Below are 17931 nucleotides of genomic sequence, written 5' to 3'. Positions count from 1 at the left end.
TCCGGCTACGCCAGCGTTGCCGGCATGGCTTTGCGCGGCGCGGCACCGCCCTGCGCGGGCCACCGCGCCCCGGCCCTGCTGACCGCGAAGGCGCGGGAGTAGAATGACGGAATGCACGCTTCCCACGCCGCCTCCCACGCCATCAACGCCGACCTGCATTGCCACTCGACCATCTCGGACGGCACGCTGCCGCCCGCGGTCGTCGCCGAGCGGGCGCATGCCAACGGCGTCGAAATCTGGTCGTTGACCGACCATGACGAACTGGGCGGCCAGCTGATCGCGCGCGAGACCGCCGAGGCGCTGGGCATGCGCTATGTGCCCGGCGTCGAGATCTCGGTGACCTGGGCCGGCCAGACGGTGCACATCGTCGGCCTGCAGATCGATCCGCTGTGCCCCGAACTGATCGACGGCCTGACCGCGACGCGCTCGGGCCGGGCCCGCCGCGCGCAGGACATCGGCGAGGCACTGCGCGCGGTCGGCATCGAGGGCGCCTACGAAGGGGCGCTGCGCTATGTCGGCAACCCGGACCTGATCTCGCGCACGCACTTTGCCCGCTGGATGGTCGACGAGGGCATCTGCGGCAGTATCTCCGAGGTGTTCGACCGCTATCTGACCGAAGGGCGGCCCGGCTATGTCGGCCATCGCTGGGCCACGCTCGGCGAGGCGGTCAAATGGATCCGCGCCGCCGGCGGCATTGCCGTGATGGCGCATCCCGGCCGCTACGACTACACCGATACGCAGCACGACGCGCTGTTCGACGAGTTCACCGCGCTTGGCGGCGGGGCCGTCGAGGTCGTGACCGGCAGCCACACGCCGGACCAGTACCGCCGCTATGCCGACGTCGCGCGGCACTACGGGCTGCTCGCCTCGCGCGGCTCCGACTTCCACGGGCCGGGCGAGGGACGCGTCGAGATCGGCACGCTGCCGCCGCTGCCGTCGTCGCTGACGCCGGTCTGGCACGACTGGTAAGCCGCCGGAGCGCGCCATGTCGCAGTACTTCGATATCCATCCGCTCGATCCGCAATCGCGGCTGATCAAGCAGGCCGCGCAGATCGTCGGCAAGGGCGGGCTGATCGCGCTGCCGACCGATTCGAGCTATGCGCTGGCCTGCCGGCTCGACGACAAGGCGGCGGTCGAGCGCCTGCGCCGGCTGCGCGGCATCGACGACAAGCACCATCTGACGCTGATGTGCCGCGACCTGTCCGAGCTCGGCAACTTTGCCCGGGTCGACAATCGCCAGTACCGCTGGATCAAGGGCGCCACGCCGGGGCCCTATGTGTTCATCCTCGAGGCCACCAAGGAGGTGCCGCGGCGGCTTTCGCATCCGGCCCGCAAGACCATCGGCGTGCGCGTGCCCGACCATGCCATTCCGCAGGCGCTGCTCAACGAACTGGGCCAGCCGATGATCAGCTCGACCTTGCAGCTGCCCGGCGATGCCGCGCCGCTGGACGAACCGCTGGAGATCCGCGAGCGCCTGCAGAAGCAGCTGGACCTGGTGATCTGCGGCGGCACCGCGCCCGCGCATGCCTGTACGGTGATCGACCTGACCAGCGGCGAACCGGTGCTGGTGCGCGCCGGGCGCGGCGATGTCGCGCGCTTCGGTCTGTGAGCGCGGCGTCCTGCCGCTGGCCGGCCCGAGCCACCCCACGCGCCCCACGCGTCTCGCGCGTCTCACGAAACGGCGTGGCATCCGGTGCCCGCCGTTACAATAGCGCCCCATGGACGCCTCTCTGATTCAGACCTTCGCGGTCTACGCGCTGCCCGTGCTGTTTGCCATCACGCTGCACGAGGCCGCGCATGGCTATGTGGCCAAGCATTTCGGCGACAACACCGCCTATATCCTCGGCCGGGTCAGCCTGAACCCGGTCCGCCATATCGATCCGATCGGCACGATCGCCGTGCCGCTGCTGCTGTATCTGGTCACCAGCGGCCAGTTCGTGTTCGGCTACGCCAAGCCGGTGCCGGTCGCCTTCGGCCGGCTGCGCAATCCGCGCTGGCACAGCATGTGGGTGGCGCTGGCCGGCCCGGGCGCGAACCTGGTGCAGGCCTTCGCCTGGGCGCTGATCGCGCTGGGCCTGGTGCTGGCGCAGGTCGACGAGCCGTTCTTCGCGCAGATGGCGCGCGCCGGCGTGCTGGTCAACCTGGTGGTGGCGGCGTTCAACCTGTTTCCGATACCCCCGCTCGATGGCGGGCGCGTGCTCAGCGCCTTGCTGCCGCAACGGATGGCGTACGCGCTGTCGAAGATCGAGCCGTACGGCATCTTCGTCGTGCTGGCGCTGGTCGCCGCCGGCGTGATCACGCGGGTCTGGATGCAGCCGGTGATGAGCCTGCTCGGCTCGCTGGTTCAGCTGCTGCTCGCGCCGATCCTGGCACTGGTGCAATGATTTCCTGAAAGACTGATTACAACGACATGTTCCCCGATCGCGTTCTCTCCGGCATGCGGCCTACCGGCGCGCTGCATCTTGGCCACTACCATGGCGTGCTGAAAAACTGGGTCAAGCTGCAGTCGGAGCACCCGTGCTTCTTCTTCGTGGCCGACTGGCACGCGCTGACGACGCACTACGAGTCGCCCGAGGTGATCGGCCAATCGGTCTGGGAGATGCTGACCGACTGGCTGGCCGCCGGCGTCGATCCGGAGCAGGCGACGCTGTTCATCCAGAGCCGCGTGCCCGAGCACGCCGAGCTGTTCACGCTGCTGTCGATGGGCACGCCGCTGGGCTGGCTCGAACGCGTGCCGACCTACAAGGACCAGATCGAGAAGCTCAAGGACAAGGACCTGGCGACCTACGGCTTCCTCGGCTATCCGCTGCTGCAGGCGGCCGACATCCTGATCTATCGCGCCGACAAGGTGCCGGTGGGCGAGGACCAGGTGCCGCACGTCGAGATCACGCGCGAGATCGCGCGCCGCTTCAACTTCCTGTATGGCCGCCAGCCGGGCTTCGAGGAGAAGGCGCAGGAGGCCGCGAAGAAGCTCGGCGGCAAGCGTACCCGCGTGTTCCTCGACCTGCGCAAGACCTTCCAGGAGCAGGGCACCGACAGCGCGCTGGAAGAGGGCCGCGCGCTGGTCGCGCAATCGCAGAGCCTGTCCAATGACGATCGCGAACTGCTGCTGGGCTATCTGGCCGGATCGCGCAAGACCATCCTGGTCGAGCCGCAGGCGCTGCTGACGGCGGCCTCGCGGATGCCCGGGCTCGACGGCCAGAAGATGTCGAAGTCCTACGGCAACACGATCCGCATGCGCGAGGACAAGGACTCGGTCGAGAAGAAGGTCCGCACGATGCCGACCGACCCGGCGCGCGTGCGCCGCACCGATCCGGGCGAGCCGGCGCGCTGCCCGGTATGGCAGCTGCACCAGGTGTATTCCGACGAACCGACCAAGGAGTGGGTGCTCAAGGGCTGCCGCAGCGCCGGCATCGGCTGCATCGAATGCAAGCAGCCGGTGATCGAGGGCATCCTGCGCGAGCAGCAGCCGATGCTCGAGCGCGCGCAGCCGTACATGGACAATCCGGCCCTGCTGCGTGACATCGTCGACCATGGCTGCGCCAGGGCCAGCGAGGTCGCGCAGGAAACCATGCGCGAGGTGCGCGAGGCCATGGGGCTGGGATACCGCTGATGGGCTCGTTGCCGCCGTCCCCCGCTGCCGGTGCGCCGCATGCCGCGATCGGCGAGCCGTCGCCGTGGGTGGTGCGCTGGACGCCGTTGCTGCGTGCCGGCGGCCGCGTGCTGGATCTGGCCTGCGGCAGCGGGCGCCATGCGCGCTGGCTGGCCGAGCGCGGCTTCGCGGTGCTCGGCGTCGATCGCGATGGCGCCGCGCTGGCCGGCCTGCCGCCGGCCGTCCGCACCCGCCAGGCCGACCTGGAGCAGGGCGCCTGGCCGCTCGGCGACGAGGCCCCGTTCGACGCGGTGATCGTCACCAACTATCTGCATCGCCCGCTGTGGCCGCATCTGCTCGATGCGCTGGCGCCCGGCGGCGTGCTGGTCTACGAGACGTTCGCAGCGGGGAACGAGACGGTCGGCAAGCCGTCCAACCCCGATTTCCTGTTGCGGCCCGGCGAGCTGCTCGATGCAGTGCGCGGCCGCCTGCGGGTGATCGCCTACGAAGACGGCGTGATCGAAGTGCCCCGGACGGCGTTCGTACAGCGGATGTGCGCCGTGCGCGAGGCACTGGACGGCGCCGAAGCGGCGGCCCCGCCACGCTATCGCCTGGACGGCTGACCGCGCGGCGCGATGTCGGCGCAACAGCGGGACGATGCGTTGATCCACTTGGTGTTGGCCCGGGTAGGCCGGGCTTGCCGGTGTGCTTCGGCGGCCAATTCGTATCCGGTACAATCCCGCTATTCGAAATCTCGAAAACCATACGAGCTATGACACAGATTACCGGCAGCATCGTCGCCATCGTGACGCCGATGCAGGAGGATGGCAGCCTGGATTACGCCGCGCTGCGCAGCCTGATCGACTGGCACGTCGCCGAAGGCACCGACGGCATCGTGATCGTCGGTACCACGGGGGAATCGCCCACCGTGTCGGTCGAGGAGCATTGCGAGCTGATCCGGGTCGCGGTCGAGCAGGCCGCCAGGCGCATCCCCATCATCGCCGGGACCGGCGGCAACTCGACGCGCGAGGCGATCGAACTGACCGCCTTCGCCAAGCGGGTGGGCGCCGATGCGTCGCTGCAGGTCGTGCCGTACTACAACAAGCCGACGCAAGAAGGGATGGTCCGGCATTTCCGCACGATCGCGGAAGCAGTCGACCTGCCGGTGCTGCTGTACAACGTGCCGGGACGTACCGTCGCGGACATGAGCAACGACACCATCCTGCGCCTGGCCCAGGTGCCCGGCATCGTCGGCGTCAAGGAGGCCACCGGCAATATCGACCGCGCGGCCCAGCTGATCAAGGACGCGCCGGAAGGCTTCGCGATCTACAGCGGCGACGATCCCACCGCGGTGGCGCTGATGCTGCTGGGCGGCCACGGCAATATCTCGGTGACCGCCAACGTGGCGCCGCGCAAGATGCACGAGCTGTGCGTCGCCGCGCTCCAGGGCGATGCGATCACCGCGCGCCGCCTCCATATGGAATTGATCGCCCTGAACAAGGCGCTGTTCATCGAGGCCAACCCGATCCCCGTCAAGTGGGCGCTGCAGCAGATGGGCAAGATGGCCGGCGGCATCCGCCTGCCGCTGACGCCGCTGTCGCCCGAACACCACGAGACCGTGCGCCGCGCGCTGGCCGGCGCCGGGCTGCTCGCCTGATCGATCCGATTTTTCTTTCGCGCCAAGCGGTCATTCCCTTCACTAGGATTGCGTGTCAATGAAACTCAAGCTTAACCGCCAGGGCGTGCCGCAAGGCCGCCGTGCCGCCCTGGTCTTGCCGCTGCTCGCCGCCGGCATGATCGCTGGCTGCAGCACCGTCAACGACATGATGCAGGCCGACAAGATCGACTACAAATCGGCCGCCGCGGCCAAGCGGACCTCGACGCTCGAGGTGCCGCCGGACCTGACCAAGCTCGACGGCGATCGCCGCTATTCGGTCCCCGAGCAGGCCGGTGCGACGTTGTCCGGCTACCAGCAGGCCACCAGCGCCCAGCCCAAGGTCGCCGGCACCAACGTGCTGCCGTCGGCGGAAGGCATCCGCGTCGAACGCGACGGCAACCAGCGCTGGCTCGTCATCAGCAACGGCATGGCGCCGGACCAGCTGTGGCAGACCATGCGCGAGTTCTGGCAGGAGAACGGCTTCCTGCTGGTGCAGGACTCGCCCGAGACCGGCATCATGGAGACCGACTGGGCCGAGAACCGCGCCAAGATTCCGCAGGACTTCATCCGCAACACCATCGGCAAGGTCTTCGACAGCCTGTATTCGACGTCGGAGCGCGACAAGTTCCGCACCCGCCTCGAGAAGGGCCAGAACGGCAACCTGGAAGTCTTCATCAGCCATCGCGGCGCCAAGGAAGAGCTGACCGGCCTGGACAAGTCGCAGACGGTGTGGACCCCGCGCGCCGCCGATCCGGAACTGGAAGCCGAATTCCTGTCGCGCCTGGCGCAGCGCCTGGGCGTGCAGAAGGAACAGGCCGACCGCATGGCCAAGAACGGCACGCTGCCCGCGCCGGCGGGCGCCGCCAGGCCGGCCGCACCGGCCGATGCCGGCGCCGGCAAGACCGCGGCGGCCGCCGCTTCCGCAACCTATCTGACGCAGATCAACGGCGCCCAGGCGCTGCAGCTGCCCGAGCCGTTCGACCGCGCCTGGCGCTCGGTCGGCCTCGCGCTGGACCGCGTCAACTTCACGGTCGAAGACCGCGACCGCGGCCAGGGCCTGTACTACGTCCGCTATGTCGATACCCGCGACACGGTCAACGACAACCGCGGCTTCTTCTCCAAGCTGTTCACGCGCAGCGGCGGTGATGCCGCGCGCCAGGCCAAGAAGTATCGCGTGGCACTGAAGGGCAGCGGTTCGGGCACCACCGTCACCGTGCTGAACGACGCCGGGCAGCCGGAGTCGACCGAGATCGCCAAGCGCATCCTGACGCTGCTCGACGAGCAGCTGCATTGAGCGCTGCGTTGAGCGGACCTGCGATGCCGGATCGTCGCGCCGCCGCGGTCCGCCCCGGCATGGGGCGGGCGCGGCGATGATGCGGTTCGGCTTTCTCGGCAGCGGCAGCGAAGGCAATTCGCTGCTGATCGAATCCCGCGATGGCGCCAGCGTGACCCGCGTGCTGCTCGACTGCGGCTTCGGCCTGCGCGAGACCGCGCGGCGGCTCGAGCGGCTTGGCGTCACCCCGGACGGGCTCGATGCGGTGCTGGTCACGCACGAGCACGGCGACCATATCGGCTCGGCCTACGCCTTCGCCGCGCGGCATCGGCTGCCGGTCTTCACCACGCACGGCACCTGGCTGGCGACCTCGCATCTGCGCGGCGCCGACAAGGCCGATGTGCGCGTGATCGGCGCCGACTACGCGTTCGAGATCGGCAATCTGCAGGTATTGCCCTACACAGTGCCCCACGATGCGCGCGAGCCGGTGCAGTTCGTGCTGTCCGATGGCGATGCACGGCTTGGCGTGCTGACCGACGCGGGCGTGGAGACCCCTTACCTGGTGGCCCGTCTGGCCGGCGTCGATGCGCTGGTGCTCGAGTGCAATCACGACCGCGAGATGCTGCGCAACTCGGTGTATCCGCCTTCGCTGAAACGGCGCATTGGTGGCGACTTCGGCCATCTGGCCAACGAGGTGGCCGCGGCGATCCTCGCGCGCGTCGCGCACAGCGGCCTCGGCCGCGTGGTTGCGGCCCATCTGAGCCAGCAGAACAATACGCCGGCCCTGGCGACTGGCGCGCTTGCCGCGGCGCTCGGCACGGTGGCCGACGATATCCTGGTTGCGGATCAGTACGAAGGGCTGGGCTGGCAGACGGTGAAGGGATGAATCGGAAGCGATAAAGCGCAAGGCGCTGGATGTGGAATCCCGGCGTGGCGAGCGCCCATAAAAAAACCGGCCCGAAGGCCGGTTTTTTCGTTCGGGCGAACGCTTACTTGGCTTCTGCAGCCGAAGCGTCAGCGGCCGGAGCCGAAGCGTCAGCAGCCGGGGCCGAAGCGTCGGCAGCCGGAGCAGCAGCGGTGTCAGCAGCCGGAGCCGAAGCTTCGGTAGCCGGAGCGGTAGCAGCCGGAGCAGCGGTGTCAGCTGCGGGAGCGGCTTCTTCCTTCTTGCCGCAAGCGGCCACGGCAACAGCAGCCAGCAGGGAAGCGATCAGGAGAGACTTCTTCATTGTTCGTCCTTTAACTTGTAATAGAAAGAAAAACAGGCGATGAATAATTACCGGTAATTATCGCTCGTGAACTTCAATTTAATGGCTCTCCCCGGTGCCGTAATTGCATTGGTCCACAGTACGAGCCAGCTGGCGATTATATCCACGTTTTCCCGGCTTGTGTAGCGGCGTCATTTGCTGACCACACTGTTACGCATTATTACATTGCAGCCGGCGCCAGCTGCAGCCAGCCCTCCAGCGTCCAATGGTGAAAGGTCTCCATCAGCTCCGGCAGGTCGGCGCATTGGTTGACCTCGGCCGCGGTCAAATGGCGCCGATCGGCCAGCCGGCGCAGCCAGCCGGCCAGCTCGCCCGGCACCTCGTATGCCTCGCCATTGAGGAAGAAATGGCTGCGGTCGTATAGCGCGATCGAAGCCGGCGCCAACACAATGCCGTGCGTTCTGGCCAGTTTCGCGTATTTTCCCGCGGCGATTTGCGGAACCTCGGCGAACTCCACGCCGGGCTTCGGTTCCGACAGATGGGTGCCGATAAACTCGGACACCATGTCATTGGACCAGCGCAACGCCTGCAGCCGTTGCGCGACGGCGCGCGCGAGATCCGCCGGCAGTTGAGCGGGGCGCGACGTGGCTGCCTGACCGGGATCGGCATAACGCCCGGACAACGCCTCGTTGTCCTCCACGGTTTCCGACAGCCACGCCAGAAAATGCCCGGCCAGCTCGCGATAGGCCGGCGCGCGGAAACCGATCGAGCAGGTCATGCACTCGCCCTCGGCGATGCCGTCGTGGGCGTATTGCGGCGGCAGGTACAGCATGTCGCCGGGCTCGAGCACGAACTCCTGTTCCGCTTCGAATTCGGCCAGTATCTTTAAAGGAAGGTCCGGCACCAGGTCGAGCCGGTCCTGCGACGAGATCCGCCAGCGGCGCCGGCCCGAAACTTGCAGCAGGAACACATCATAGGAGTCGAAGTGCGGGCCGACACCGCCGCCGTCGGTCGCATAGCTGACCATCACGTCGTCCAGGCGCGCATCGGGAATGAAGCGGAATTGCCCCATCAGCGCGGCCGCCGCGCTATTGTGGAGGTTCACGCCCTGGACCAGCAGCGTCCATTGGCGCGCCTTGGTCGATGGCAGATTGTCGGCGGCAAAGGGGCCGTGCGCCAGTTTCCAGCGGTTGCGGAAGTGGGTGACCAGCCGCGACTCGACGTCGTCGCGGTCGGCCAGCTCGAAAAGCGCTTCCCGCGAGACTGGGGGCACGATATCAGGGATGGCTTGTCGAACCAGCAGGGGTTTGCGGTGCCAGATATCACGCATGAATGCGGCGGGCGTCATGCCCCCGAGCAGCTGAAGTGGCGCATCCGGATCCACCGGGCCGCGGGGCAGGGCCTGCGCGTATAATGCGGAATCGTTCATGGAGTGAAGAATTGAAAATCGCGAAGAACACGGTTGTGTCCGTGGTGTACAAGCTGTCGGATGCGCAGGGCAATCTGATCGAAGAATCGGATGAGCCGATGGTCTACTTGCACGGCGGCTATGATGGCACGTTCCCCAAGATCGAGGAAGCACTCGACGGTCATGCCGCAGGCTTCGAGACGCAGTTGCAGCTCGAGCCCGAGGATGCCTTCGGCGACTACGACGCCGAACTGGTCAAGGTCGAGCCGCGCGATCGTTTTCCCGAGCCCCTCGAAGTCGGCATGCAGTTCGAAGGCGTGCCCGAAGACGGCGATGAAGAGGATTCGGTGATCTATACCGTCACCGATGTCGCCGAGGACAAGGTGGTGCTCGACGGCAATCATCCGCTGGCCGGCATGGCGCTGCGTTTCTGGCTGAAGGTCTCCGAGGTCCGCGAGGCGACCGCCGAGGAAGTCGAGCATGGTCACGCGCATGGCGCGTCGGGCATCGAAGTGGTCGACGAGGACGAGGACGACGACAGCCCGCGCACGCTGCACTGATCGACGCATGGATCCATCGAACGGAAAAGCCGGCATTGCCGGCTTTTTCGCTTTCTGGGGCCGGGCGCGTCAGTTCTTGCCCGCGCCGTCCTGCAGCGCGACCGAGAACAGCGAACGCGAATCGGGCGAGATCGTCAGTTCGGTCCATTGCTTCGGCGAGCCCACCGGCAACGCGACGCGCGTGAAGCTGCGGATCGTCCTGCCCTTGGCATCGCGCAGCGGCGTATCGATGCCGAAGCCGCCGATGCTGCTGTGGATCAGCAGCACCTGCCCACGATAGTCGCTGACCAGCTCGCGCAGCTGCCGTTTGAACTCGAGATAGCCGTCGCGCTGGCGATGGCGCAGGAATCCGTCGAGCAGCGTCGGCTTGCCGCGCTTCTCCCAGCCGTTGCCGAACAGCGGGTCGCCGTGGATCACCAGCACGATGCCGTCGAGCGACTCCTGCTCGGCCACCGAGAACGCGCGCGCCAGCCATTGCCGGTTGGCTTCGCGGCGATCCTCGAATTCGCCGTTGCGGCCGGCCTCGGTGCGATAGTGGTTGTTGTCGTCGGGCACGTTCATGCCGACCAGCAGTACCTTGCCCGCGTTCCACCGAACGTTCTCGCGATAGCTGCGGAACTTGGCCTGATCCGATTGCCGGATCAACCGAAGCTTGCGGTGGCCCAGCGAATCGTCGTCCGGGAAGGCCAGCTCGCGCAGCCGCGCCAGCCGCTCGTCGGGATCGAAGCTGCCATTGACCGCCTGCTCGCATTCGGCCCAGTCGGTCTCGCCGGGAATGTAGACCAGCGGCAGCGGCGACTGATCGAGCAATGCCAGCCGGCCAGCCAGCATCGCATCGGCGCACGACTCGGTATCGCCCTTGATGCCGCCGGCATGGATCACGAAGGCGAGCTTGCGTTGCGCGAGGTTGTCCAGCAACTGCTGCGTCGGCGCCTCGGCATCCGGCCATTGGGGCAGGTCGGCGATCAGCGCGATGCGGACCGGGCGCGAGTCGGCGGCCTTGCCGCCGGCTGCCTGCGACTTGGCGGCGACCGGCTGCACGGCGGCGGCACTGTGCGCGCACCACGCGCCCAGCAGCGCCGCCGCCATCGCGAAGGCCGGCAGCGGTCGGCACGACAGGGCCCGGCGGCGCGCGCTTGCCATCGTCATGCCGGCTGACCGGATTCCTCGGCCAGCGCCTTCAGTCGGTACAAGGCGTCGAGCGCCTGCCGCGGCGTCATGCTGTCGGGATCGATGTCGCGCATCGCCTCGTTCAGCGCATCGTTGGCGGGCGCAACGGCGAAGCCATCGTCGCCGTCATCGTCCGCCGCGGGCACCGCCGGCGCCGCGAACAGATCCAGCTGCGGTGTCGGCGTGGCGTCGGTCGATTGCTGCTCGAGCCAGGCCAGATGCTTGCGCGCCGCGCGGATGACCGGCTGCGGCACGCCCGCGAGCTGCGCGACCTGCAGGCCGTAGCTCTGGCTGGCGGGGCCGTCCTGCACCGCGTGCAGGAAGACGATGCCGTCGCCATGCTCGACCGCGGACAGATGCACGTTGGCCGCCTGCGGAAACTCCTGCGGCAGTTGCGTCAGCTCGAAATAGTGCGTGGCGAACAGCGTGTGGCTGCGGTTGTGCGCCAGCAGATGGCGGGCGATCGCCCAGGCCAGCGCAAGTCCATCGAAGGTCGACGTGCCGCGGCCGATCTCGTCCATCAGCACCAGGCTGTGCGGCGTCGCGTTGTGCAGGATCGCGGCCGCTTCGGTCATCTCGACCATGAAGGTCGAGCGGCCGCCGGCCAGGTCGTCGGCGGCGCCGATGCGCGTGAAGATCCGGTCGATCGGCCCGACCGTCGCGCGCCGGGCCGGCACGTAGGCACCGACACAGGCCAGCAGCACGATCAGCGCGGTCTGCCGCATGAAGGTCGATTTACCGCCCATGTTCGGGCCGGTGATCAGCAGCAGCTTGCGCGCCTCGGTCAGCTGGCAATCGTTGGCGATGAACGGCGTCGACTCCGCGGCCAGCTGGCCCTCTACCACCGGATGCCGGCCCTGCACGATGTCGATCACATTCTCGTCGACACGCTCCGGGCACGACCAGTCGAGCGTGCGCGCCCGTTCGCCCAGCGCGGCCAGAACGTCCAGCCGCGACAGCGCCGCCGCGACCCGGCGCAGCTCGCCGATATGCGGCAGCAGCAGTTGCAGCAGCGCTTCGTACAGCTGCTTCTCGCGCGCCAGCGCACGGTCCTGCGCCGACAGCGCCTTGTCCTCGAAGGCCTTCAGTTCCGGCGTGATATAGCGCTCGGCGTTCTTCAGTGTCTGGCGCCGGCGATAGTCGTCGGGCACCTTGTCGGCCTGGCCGTTGGTGACCTCGATATAGAAGCCGTGCACGCGGTTGTATTCGACGCGCAGATTGGCGATGCCGGTGCGCGTGCGCTCGCGCGCTTCCAGATCGATCAGGAACTGCCCGCAGTTCTCGGAGATATCGCGCAGCTCGTCGAGCTCGGCGTCGTAGCCGCGGGCGATCACGCCGCCATCGCGCACGGCCGTCGACGGCTCCGGTGCGATCGCGCGCGACAGCAGGTCCAGGCAGTCCCGCGGCACCGCCAGTTCGGTCAGTGTCTGCGCCAGCAGCGGGGCGGTGTCGTCCGGGGTCACGCAGGCCTGCACGTCGGGCAGCGCCGCCAGCGTATCGCGCAGCGACGACAGGTCGCGCGGACGCGCGCTCAGCAGCGCCAGCCGGGCGGTGATGCGCTCGACGTCGGCGAGCCGGCGCAGCCGCGCGCGCAGCGTGTCGAGGTCCTGCGCCAGCAGCGCGCCGATGGCCTGCTGCCTTGCCTGCGGAATCGCGCGCTCGCGCAACGGATGGTGCAGCCAATGGCGCAGCAGCCGGCTTCCCATCGCGGTGGCGCAGGTATCGAGCAGCGAGAACAGCGTCGGCGATTCGCCGCCGCGCAGCGTCTCGGTCAGCTCGAGATTGCGGCGCGTGGCGGTGTCAAGGCCGACGAATTCGGTTTCGTGTTCGACCGTGACGCCCTGCACATGACGCAGCGACTGGCCCTGCGTGCTCGCCGCATAGTTCAGCAGCGCGCCGGCCGCGCCCAGCGCCGCGCCCAGCGGACGGCAGCCGAACGGATCCAGGCTGGCGACGCCCAGCTGCTCGCGCAGCCGGCGCGCGCCGGCATCCTGGTCGAAATGCCATTCGGGCAAGCGCGTGCGCGCGCACGGATGCGCCGGCAGCTCGATGCCATCGGTGTGCAGCAGCTCGGCGGGGCGGATCCGTTCCAGTTCGCGCGCCAGTTGTGCCGCCTCGCATTCCATCAGCCGCAGCTCGCCGCTGGCCAGATTGAGCCAGGCCAGCCCGGTCTTGCTGACGCCGCGCCGCAGGGTCTGCTGGTGCACCGCCATCAGGAAGGTATCGGCCTTGTCCGGCAGCAGCGCCGCATCGGTCAGCGTGCCGGGCGTGACGATCCGGACCACCTTGCGCTCGACCGGTCCCTTGCTGGTGGCCGGATCGCCGATCTGCTCGCAGATCGCCACCGACTCGCCCAGCTTGACGAGCTTGGCCAGATATTGGTCGACCGAATGGAAGGGGATGCCGGCCATGCGGATCGGCACGCCGTTGGAGCTGCCGCGCGCGGTCAGCGTGATGTCGAGCAGCCGCGCGGCCTTCTCGGCGTCGTCGTGGAACAGCTCGTAGAAATCGCCCATCCGGTAGAAGAGCAGGGTGTCCGGATGGTCGGCCTTGATGCGTAAATACTGCTGCATCATTGGCGTGTGTTTTTCCGCGGTGCCAGCCGATGCGCTGGCGGCCGCGGTAGTTGGCAGGTCTTCGGACATGCAATCCTCTCGGCGGGCCGCTGCAGACGGGCAGCGGCCGGGTTCGGAGCGTGCGCGAGGCCGTGGGCGTCGCACGCAAACGCGCATTTTACTGCGCGTTGCGGCCCGGTACGGAGAGGAGTTCGGTGAAAAACTGTGACTCGGCGAGATGGTGGCTGCGACGGGATGCGACCGACGGTGTTCGGCTCTTCAGGTAATTCGCAGTTCCATCCGCCTGCGGAGCGCCCGAAAGTCAGCCTCGATCGTGTCGATCTTGGTCGTGTGATCGAGATTGACGATGCGCTGAACTCAAGCGCGGCGCCGGCCGGGACGCGCTACCGGCTCACATCGACAAGACTGCAACGATGTACGCCGATTGCGCGACGAGGGAACGATGATCCAGGCCACTGCCATTCGAGCCGCGGCCACTGTGCCGGGGCGCGAGGTCGCTGTAGTGGCGCTGCACGTCGCGGCATTCGGTGCCGGCTGGACGGTGAACGGCTGGCGCAAGGACGGGAGCTAGACCGACTGCGCCGCGGCTACGCAGAGGAACGGCTCTTCCAAAAGGCGGCCAAGGTGGGCGCGCTGGGTGATGCCCGTCGAGAGGAACAGCGCCGCCTATTCGAACAAGCGGAGTTAGCCAATACTGGAAACAGGAAGCCGACCAGGCGCGCGCTGATGCTCGCGCCGCTGATTCTGTTGCTGGCCAGCTGCGCCAGCGAGTTGCCGACCTGGTCGCCGCCACTCGAGCCGGCGGCGATCTCTCCCCTACCAGCGGAGGCCAAGCAGCCGGCTATCCCCTCGATGTGCTTACCGTCATGTTCAGCGGCTTGATCAGCGAGCGGGAGAACTTGCTGAATATGCCGCCCGATCCCGCTTCGCTGGGCGAGCGTGCGAGCGGGCGTACGATTCCATGATTGACCCAAGTACCTACCAGCGGCGCTTAAGACGATAGGGGGTCGCCCCATCAAGGATTGACGGGTCCTTCGCCACAGCCTTTCTGACCCAGTCACGAAGGCTGTGTGCGTGCCCGTCCAGGACATTGCCTATCCTGGTTGGCACGTACAGCATCTTCTTTTGACGAAGTCCACCGGCGATGCCGTCTTCGTAGTGGAAATTCACCGCGGTCTTGCCATCCTTGATAAACAGAGCAAGGTACCCCTTTTCCTCAGATGTCAGAGTTGCGAGGTATCCATTGCGCTTCCGCACGTACTCGGCAATCTCCCACCATTTCGACACGCGTCCTGCCAGCCACCAGAGGAAGTGTGCTGCCAGATATGCCATAGAAATGAGGAATACTGCGCCCACCCAGTGGCGGTATTGCGCCATAAAGCTGTCAATGCCGAGTTGGGTCACCACGCCGCTTGGCAGGAAGACTGCGAGCCCTGTCCCAACCGCTATGGCAAAGATTGGCTTTGCCGCTAGGGTCGCAAAAGAATTCAACGCATCCTTTGCGTCTGCCAGAATACCCATTCCTTCCTCATGTCCTTGTGATCGCTTATTGACGAGCCGCAGCAGCGGGTTTGGCGTGCTGCGCTGCGTGGAGGTCAGCATGGTGAAAGAGACGATGCTATCCCCGCGTTGGATGTTACTCATCGTCTAGCCAATATGCCGCCGCTGCACGAAGAGCCGCGGCCTTGACTTCGCCTGAGCACATGCTGGCATTGAAGGCAGCGGCCAACTTCTTGGCAGCCTCCAAATTGGCGTCGAAGCCATGGGCGGTGGAGTATAGGTGCGAAAAGCCGCTCCAAGGCATGTTGTCCTTCCCGGGGGCTCGGTCCCCGAAAATTTCCTCAAACGTGTACTGAGCGCTCGTTAGCCGACTGGCCAGCTCTTCGACCGAAATCGCGTCGACATCACGAAGGATCTCGTTCCACTCATCATGTGCTCGCGCAAACTGTTGAATTACCGTCGAATCGCCGCGCTTGAGCTGCTCCAATAGGTAGTGCATTAGGGCCTCATTGATTAGCTGAAGGAATCTGATCTAGAGCGCTTAATCATGGCAGCTTTCAGGTGCAACACACCCCCCCTCGAATGGCGGCGGCATTGCGTGCCATCAATCATCGGAAGCCCAGGCGCTGTGCACAGGCTCGGCTCGGTAGGCTGCCCATAACACGTGGTAAGGCTTGGGGTGGGGCGCCGTCCTGCGCTCGAAGAAGATCCGGGCCCGGCCGTGGTATTAGGGTTGACCTCGGCTTCGGTATGTTCTGGCCCCGTGCGCGTCGGCTCGGGGAGAGTCCGCATTGCCTCGACCACCTTGCGGCCACCGACGTAAGCGAGGATGCCGGCCCCCGGCGAGACGCGCGGGGAGGGCCGGCGGACGGGAGTGACCAGTCGTTGGCTAGTTTGCTGTTGCCTATGATGCACTCGGTGGATACTGTATGGATATACACTACATGTGCGCTCATGTGAAATGCCGCGCTCTGAGGCGCGGCATCTCTGCACGATTACGGTCGGGCGCCTAGACCAAGAAGCCCGGCGAGGCCGGCAACATCGGTTCTGGGCCACTCCGCCCAAGGTTGCCAAGGTGGAAGAGTAAAGACCGAACGCACGTACTGCCCGACGAAGACGCCGTACCGATTCGGACCGACGACGCCGAATGCGGCGTTCACCGCAGCGGCGTGGCCGGCTTCGGCATCATTTGAGGTATGGTGCACATAGGTCGCATCCGGCAGGTCGTAACGAAGGCCGTTGTCTGCCTTAACTGTGCGCTCATATCCATATGCTGCCATTGCATCATGAAGCGCTTCGTATTGCTCCCGGGTCGCATCCCGGAGTTCGATTCTCGCGATCAACATGTTGAGGTCCTTTCCCTTATAGGGATCAGCATTCATTCAGAACCGCCCCGGAGACCGGGGCGGTTTCTTTCCACATCACTTCGGCTGCTTGTCTCGCAGGACGATGCGGAAAGGCCGACCGTCAGGGCGGCGAATAACACGCCCCTTGACGGTGATGGTCATCCGATAGATGACGCGTTCGCCTTGGCCTTTCTCCATGAAAGTCTCCAAAAGGCGACCTCAACATGAAACTTGACATTTCTCGTTGACACCGTTCTACGGTGTCAACTAACATTCGGTTGCTTACACCAATGTATTGCCAAGATGCGAGGCTCATGAGGTCCCTTGAGCCGAGCATTTTCCCGAGAGGTCACGAACGCGCCAACGTTCGTGACCTTTTCCTTTTACGCGTGGCGCTGAAATCGAAGCACAGCTGCCATGGGACAAGTCCCATATGGTTGCAGACGTAGGTTGCGAATTCGTCTGCTTGCCACTCCGCGTCCTCCTCCCTCACCGGATTTCCGCTGCTCTTGTGAAGCACGGGACGATGTCCCAAGACCAAGTGGCCGATCTCATGAAAAATCGTGGAGATGGCCGCGTGATCGCCTTTGCATGCTTTCTCGTACGTGCTATTGGGCAGCATGATCCTGAACGTCGTAGGGTCGCATGCAGCCTCGGTGAAGCACAGCCACTCTTCATCATCAACCGGGTCAAGGCAGATGTTGAAGACGCTAAGACGCTCCAGGAAGGCCGCAAAATTGCCAACCGTCGACCGGTCAACTTTAAGCAGCCGGCAGAAATTCCGCGCGACCTCCTTGATGTCAGCTCCGCTCATGAACTGAACCCTATTCCCCTTCAACATGTGCCCCATGTTTCCCCTTTTTGTTTTTCCGGGCAGTGATGTGGTGAAGGAACTCTGCGATTTCCTTCAGTTCGGCCGCAGTGAAGGGCGACTTCGCAAAGCCAGCCACTAATAGCTGCTGCTGCAACGGAAGTCCGTCAACCGGGACCACCTCGTTGGAGGCTGCTGCCAAGGTGTCCAACTCCTCGAGCTTCGCTCCCTTTGCTGCGAAGAACTCGCCAATCTTCACTACCCATTGCTCACTGATCTTCTTCCGGCCGGTCTCCATCGCGCTAAGGAACGAAGCGGTGACGCCAAGTTCTTCAGCCATCGACATTAACGTTTGGCCCGTGTCGATTCGAGCCTTCCTTACTACCTTGCCGAATTCGGTAAGTGCCATCTGTGCCCCGCTGCGTGATTGCTGCATGTAATTTTTTTCTTGTGATGTGGACTTTACACTGCCGAAACCGCATGCGCAACAAAATTCAACCGAATCGGTGAAAAACCTAAACCCTGTTCCGTGCCGCCGACACCCACCCTCCGATTGCGGTCAAAAGAAAAGCCCGTGGAGACGGGCTTTGGCGTGGGTATTGGCGTAGCTGCCAAACGTCTAGCGCTACAAATCAATGGCCAGGTACTGCTGCATCATTGGCGTGTGTTTTTCCGTGGCACCAGCCGATGCGCTGGCGACCGCGGTAGTTGGCAGGTCTTCGGACATGCAATCCTCTCGGCGGGCCGCTGCAGACGGGCAGCGGCCGGGTTCGGAGCGTGCGCGAGGCCGTGGGCGTCGCACGCAAACGCGCATTTTACTGCGCGTTGCGGCC

General features: G+C 65.7%; 20 protein-coding genes and 1 pseudogene. 11 read left to right on the top strand and 10 right to left on the bottom strand.

Features of this window, described 5'->3' with window-relative positions:
- The first annotated feature begins 111 nt into the window (after positions 1–111).
- From F7Q96_RS20755 to F7Q96_RS20720, 8 genes are all read left to right on the top strand, one after another.
- Positions 112–969, top strand: coding sequence for a 3',5'-nucleoside bisphosphate phosphatase (locus tag F7Q96_RS20755; protein WP_053821525.1), 858 nt, complete (start codon positions 112–114; stop codon positions 967–969).
- Positions 970–985: 16 nt separating this feature from the next.
- Entirely contained in the window at positions 986–1609 is a 624-nt protein-coding gene (locus F7Q96_RS20750; RefSeq protein ID WP_053821526.1) for an L-threonylcarbamoyladenylate synthase, read from the top strand.
- A 109-nt stretch (positions 1610–1718) separates the two neighbouring features.
- The gene (locus tag F7Q96_RS20745) at positions 1719–2384 is read left to right on the top strand and encodes a site-2 protease family protein (protein WP_006579093.1); all 666 of its coding nucleotides are present in this window, start codon (positions 1719–1721) and stop codon (positions 2382–2384) included.
- Between the two features lie 26 nt (positions 2385–2410).
- A complete protein-coding gene (locus F7Q96_RS20740) occupies positions 2411–3613 on the top strand; it encodes a tryptophan--tRNA ligase (protein WP_053821527.1) in 1203 nt (400 codons plus the stop codon).
- Positions 3613–4215: a class I SAM-dependent methyltransferase gene (locus tag F7Q96_RS20735; RefSeq protein WP_053821528.1), complete on the top strand. Its 603-nt coding sequence runs from the start codon at positions 3613–3615 to the stop codon at positions 4213–4215. Before F7Q96_RS20740 ends, F7Q96_RS20735 begins: the two co-directional genes overlap by 1 nt.
- 149 nt (positions 4216–4364) lie before the next feature.
- Positions 4365–5249 carry a 4-hydroxy-tetrahydrodipicolinate synthase gene (gene dapA, locus F7Q96_RS20730; RefSeq protein ID WP_053821529.1) on the top strand — a complete coding sequence of 295 codons (885 nt, stop codon included), beginning with the start codon at positions 4365–4367 and terminating at the stop codon, positions 5247–5249.
- Positions 5250–5307: 58 nt separating this feature from the next.
- Positions 5308–6543 carry an outer membrane protein assembly factor BamC gene (gene bamC / locus F7Q96_RS20725; protein ID WP_053821530.1) on the top strand — a complete coding sequence of 412 codons (1236 nt, stop codon included), beginning with the start codon at positions 5308–5310 and terminating at the stop codon, positions 6541–6543.
- 76 nt (positions 6544–6619) lie between these two features.
- Positions 6620–7408: an MBL fold metallo-hydrolase gene (locus F7Q96_RS20720; RefSeq protein ID WP_151023234.1), complete on the top strand. Its 789-nt coding sequence runs from the start codon at positions 6620–6622 to the stop codon at positions 7406–7408.
- 103 nt (positions 7409–7511) lie between these two features.
- Here the strand turns inward: F7Q96_RS20720 and F7Q96_RS27260 are convergent, their stop codons facing one another.
- Positions 7512–7748: a hypothetical protein gene (locus F7Q96_RS27260; RefSeq protein WP_043437644.1), complete on the bottom strand. Its 237-nt coding sequence runs from the start codon at positions 7746–7748 to the stop codon at positions 7512–7514.
- Between the two features lie 199 nt (positions 7749–7947).
- Positions 7948–9156 carry a cupin domain-containing protein gene (locus tag F7Q96_RS20710; protein ID WP_315904139.1) on the bottom strand — a complete coding sequence of 403 codons (1209 nt, stop codon included), beginning with the start codon at positions 9154–9156 and terminating at the stop codon, positions 7948–7950.
- An 11-nt stretch (positions 9157–9167) separates the two neighbouring features.
- Between F7Q96_RS20710 and F7Q96_RS20705 the strand changes: the two genes are divergently transcribed.
- Positions 9168–9695, top strand: coding sequence for an FKBP-type peptidyl-prolyl cis-trans isomerase (locus F7Q96_RS20705; RefSeq protein ID WP_006576455.1), 528 nt, complete (start codon positions 9168–9170; stop codon positions 9693–9695).
- Between the two features lie 69 nt (positions 9696–9764).
- Here the strand turns inward: F7Q96_RS20705 and F7Q96_RS20700 are convergent, their stop codons facing one another.
- Entirely contained in the window at positions 9765–10844 is a 1080-nt protein-coding gene (locus tag F7Q96_RS20700; protein ID WP_053821532.1) for a hypothetical protein, read from the bottom strand.
- Positions 10841–13510 (bottom strand): DNA mismatch repair protein MutS, encoded by a 2670-nt coding sequence (gene mutS / locus F7Q96_RS20695; protein ID WP_082371422.1) that lies wholly within the window; start codon positions 13508–13510, stop codon positions 10841–10843. The genes F7Q96_RS20700 and mutS overlap by 4 nt, the downstream gene beginning before the upstream one ends.
- Positions 13511–13883: 373 nt before the next feature.
- Here mutS and F7Q96_RS27415 point away from each other — a divergent pair, with 373 nt between their 5' ends.
- Positions 13884–14012, top strand: a complete 129-nt coding sequence (locus F7Q96_RS27415; protein WP_257720534.1) for a hypothetical protein — start codon at positions 13884–13886, stop codon at positions 14010–14012.
- 97 nt (positions 14013–14109) lie between these two features.
- A pseudogene (locus F7Q96_RS27510) lies at positions 14110–14444 on the top strand (DUF2514 family protein).
- Here F7Q96_RS27510 and F7Q96_RS20675 read toward each other — a convergent pair.
- The 6 genes from F7Q96_RS20675 to F7Q96_RS20655 all read right to left on the bottom strand — a co-directional run bounded on the left by F7Q96_RS20675 (position 14420) and on the right by F7Q96_RS20655 (position 17534).
- The gene (locus F7Q96_RS20675) at positions 14420–15085 is read right to left on the bottom strand and encodes a super-infection exclusion protein B (protein WP_082371424.1); all 666 of its coding nucleotides are present in this window, start codon (positions 15083–15085) and stop codon (positions 14420–14422) included. The pseudogene F7Q96_RS27510 and the gene F7Q96_RS20675 sit on opposite strands and share 25 nt — an antisense overlap.
- On the bottom strand, positions 15078–15440 hold the full coding sequence (locus F7Q96_RS20670; protein WP_151023232.1) for a hypothetical protein: 363 nt from the start codon (positions 15438–15440) through the stop codon (positions 15078–15080). Before F7Q96_RS20670 ends, F7Q96_RS20675 begins: the two co-directional genes overlap by 8 nt.
- Positions 15441–15936: 496 nt before the next feature.
- Positions 15937–16323 carry a hypothetical protein gene (locus F7Q96_RS20665; protein WP_144425761.1) on the bottom strand — a complete coding sequence of 129 codons (387 nt, stop codon included), beginning with the start codon at positions 16321–16323 and terminating at the stop codon, positions 15937–15939.
- A 39-nt stretch (positions 16324–16362) separates the two neighbouring features.
- The gene (locus F7Q96_RS27410; protein ID WP_257720535.1) at positions 16363–16485 is read right to left on the bottom strand and encodes a hypothetical protein; all 123 of its coding nucleotides are present in this window, start codon (positions 16483–16485) and stop codon (positions 16363–16365) included.
- Between the two features lie 151 nt (positions 16486–16636).
- Positions 16637–17101, bottom strand: coding sequence for an ImmA/IrrE family metallo-endopeptidase (locus F7Q96_RS20660; protein WP_158507253.1), 465 nt, complete (start codon positions 17099–17101; stop codon positions 16637–16639).
- 10 nt (positions 17102–17111) lie between these two features.
- On the bottom strand, positions 17112–17534 hold the full coding sequence (locus F7Q96_RS20655) for a helix-turn-helix domain-containing protein (RefSeq protein ID WP_226994848.1): 423 nt from the start codon (positions 17532–17534) through the stop codon (positions 17112–17114).
- Positions 17535–17931 lie beyond the last annotated feature (397 nt).

Source organism: Cupriavidus gilardii, from assembly GCF_008801915.1.
Lineage (GTDB): Bacteria > Pseudomonadota > Gammaproteobacteria > Burkholderiales > Burkholderiaceae > Cupriavidus > Cupriavidus gilardii.
The sequence above is the reverse complement of the archived record's forward strand: the minus strand, read 5'-3'. Positions and strand labels throughout refer to the sequence as shown.

Excerpts from the sequence above, each read along its gene's own strand:
- F7Q96_RS20755 (WP_053821525.1), top strand. The coding sequence starts at position 112 with ATGCACGCTTCCCACGCCGCCTCCCACGCCATCAACGCCGACCTGCAT.
- F7Q96_RS20750 (WP_053821526.1), top strand. The coding sequence starts at position 986 with ATGTCGCAGTACTTCGATATCCATCCGCTCGATCCGCAATCGCGGCTG.
- F7Q96_RS20745 (WP_006579093.1), top strand. The coding sequence starts at position 1,719 with ATGGACGCCTCTCTGATTCAGACCTTCGCGGTCTACGCGCTGCCCGTG.
- F7Q96_RS20740 (WP_053821527.1), top strand. The coding sequence starts at position 2,411 with ATGTTCCCCGATCGCGTTCTCTCCGGCATGCGGCCTACCGGCGCGCTG.
- F7Q96_RS20735 (WP_053821528.1), top strand. The coding sequence starts at position 3,613 with ATGGGCTCGTTGCCGCCGTCCCCCGCTGCCGGTGCGCCGCATGCCGCG.
- dapA (WP_053821529.1), top strand. The coding sequence starts at position 4,365 with ATGACACAGATTACCGGCAGCATCGTCGCCATCGTGACGCCGATGCAG.
- bamC (WP_053821530.1), top strand. The coding sequence starts at position 5,308 with ATGAAACTCAAGCTTAACCGCCAGGGCGTGCCGCAAGGCCGCCGTGCC.
- F7Q96_RS20720 (WP_151023234.1), top strand. The coding sequence starts at position 6,620 with ATGATGCGGTTCGGCTTTCTCGGCAGCGGCAGCGAAGGCAATTCGCTG.
- F7Q96_RS27260 (WP_043437644.1), bottom strand. The coding sequence starts at position 7,748 with ATGAAGAAGTCTCTCCTGATCGCTTCCCTGCTGGCTGCTGTTGCCGTG.
- F7Q96_RS20710 (WP_315904139.1), bottom strand. The coding sequence starts at position 9,156 with ATGAACGATTCCGCATTATACGCGCAGGCCCTGCCCCGCGGCCCGGTG.
- F7Q96_RS20700 (WP_053821532.1), bottom strand. The coding sequence starts at position 10,844 with ATGACGATGGCAAGCGCGCGCCGCCGGGCCCTGTCGTGCCGACCGCTG.
- mutS (WP_082371422.1), bottom strand. The coding sequence starts at position 13,510 with ATGTCCGAAGACCTGCCAACTACCGCGGCCGCCAGCGCATCGGCTGGC.
- F7Q96_RS27415 (WP_257720534.1), top strand. The coding sequence starts at position 13,884 with ATGATCCAGGCCACTGCCATTCGAGCCGCGGCCACTGTGCCGGGGCGC.
- F7Q96_RS20675 (WP_082371424.1), bottom strand. The coding sequence starts at position 15,085 with ATGAGTAACATCCAACGCGGGGATAGCATCGTCTCTTTCACCATGCTG.
- F7Q96_RS20670 (WP_151023232.1), bottom strand. The coding sequence starts at position 15,440 with ATGCACTACCTATTGGAGCAGCTCAAGCGCGGCGATTCGACGGTAATT.
- F7Q96_RS20665 (WP_144425761.1), bottom strand. The coding sequence starts at position 16,323 with ATGAATGCTGATCCCTATAAGGGAAAGGACCTCAACATGTTGATCGCG.
- F7Q96_RS27410 (WP_257720535.1), bottom strand. The coding sequence starts at position 16,485 with ATGGAGAAAGGCCAAGGCGAACGCGTCATCTATCGGATGACCATCACC.
- F7Q96_RS20660 (WP_158507253.1), bottom strand. The coding sequence starts at position 17,101 with ATGAGCGGAGCTGACATCAAGGAGGTCGCGCGGAATTTCTGCCGGCTG.
- F7Q96_RS20655 (WP_226994848.1), bottom strand. The coding sequence starts at position 17,534 with ATGCAGCAATCACGCAGCGGGGCACAGATGGCACTTACCGAATTCGGC.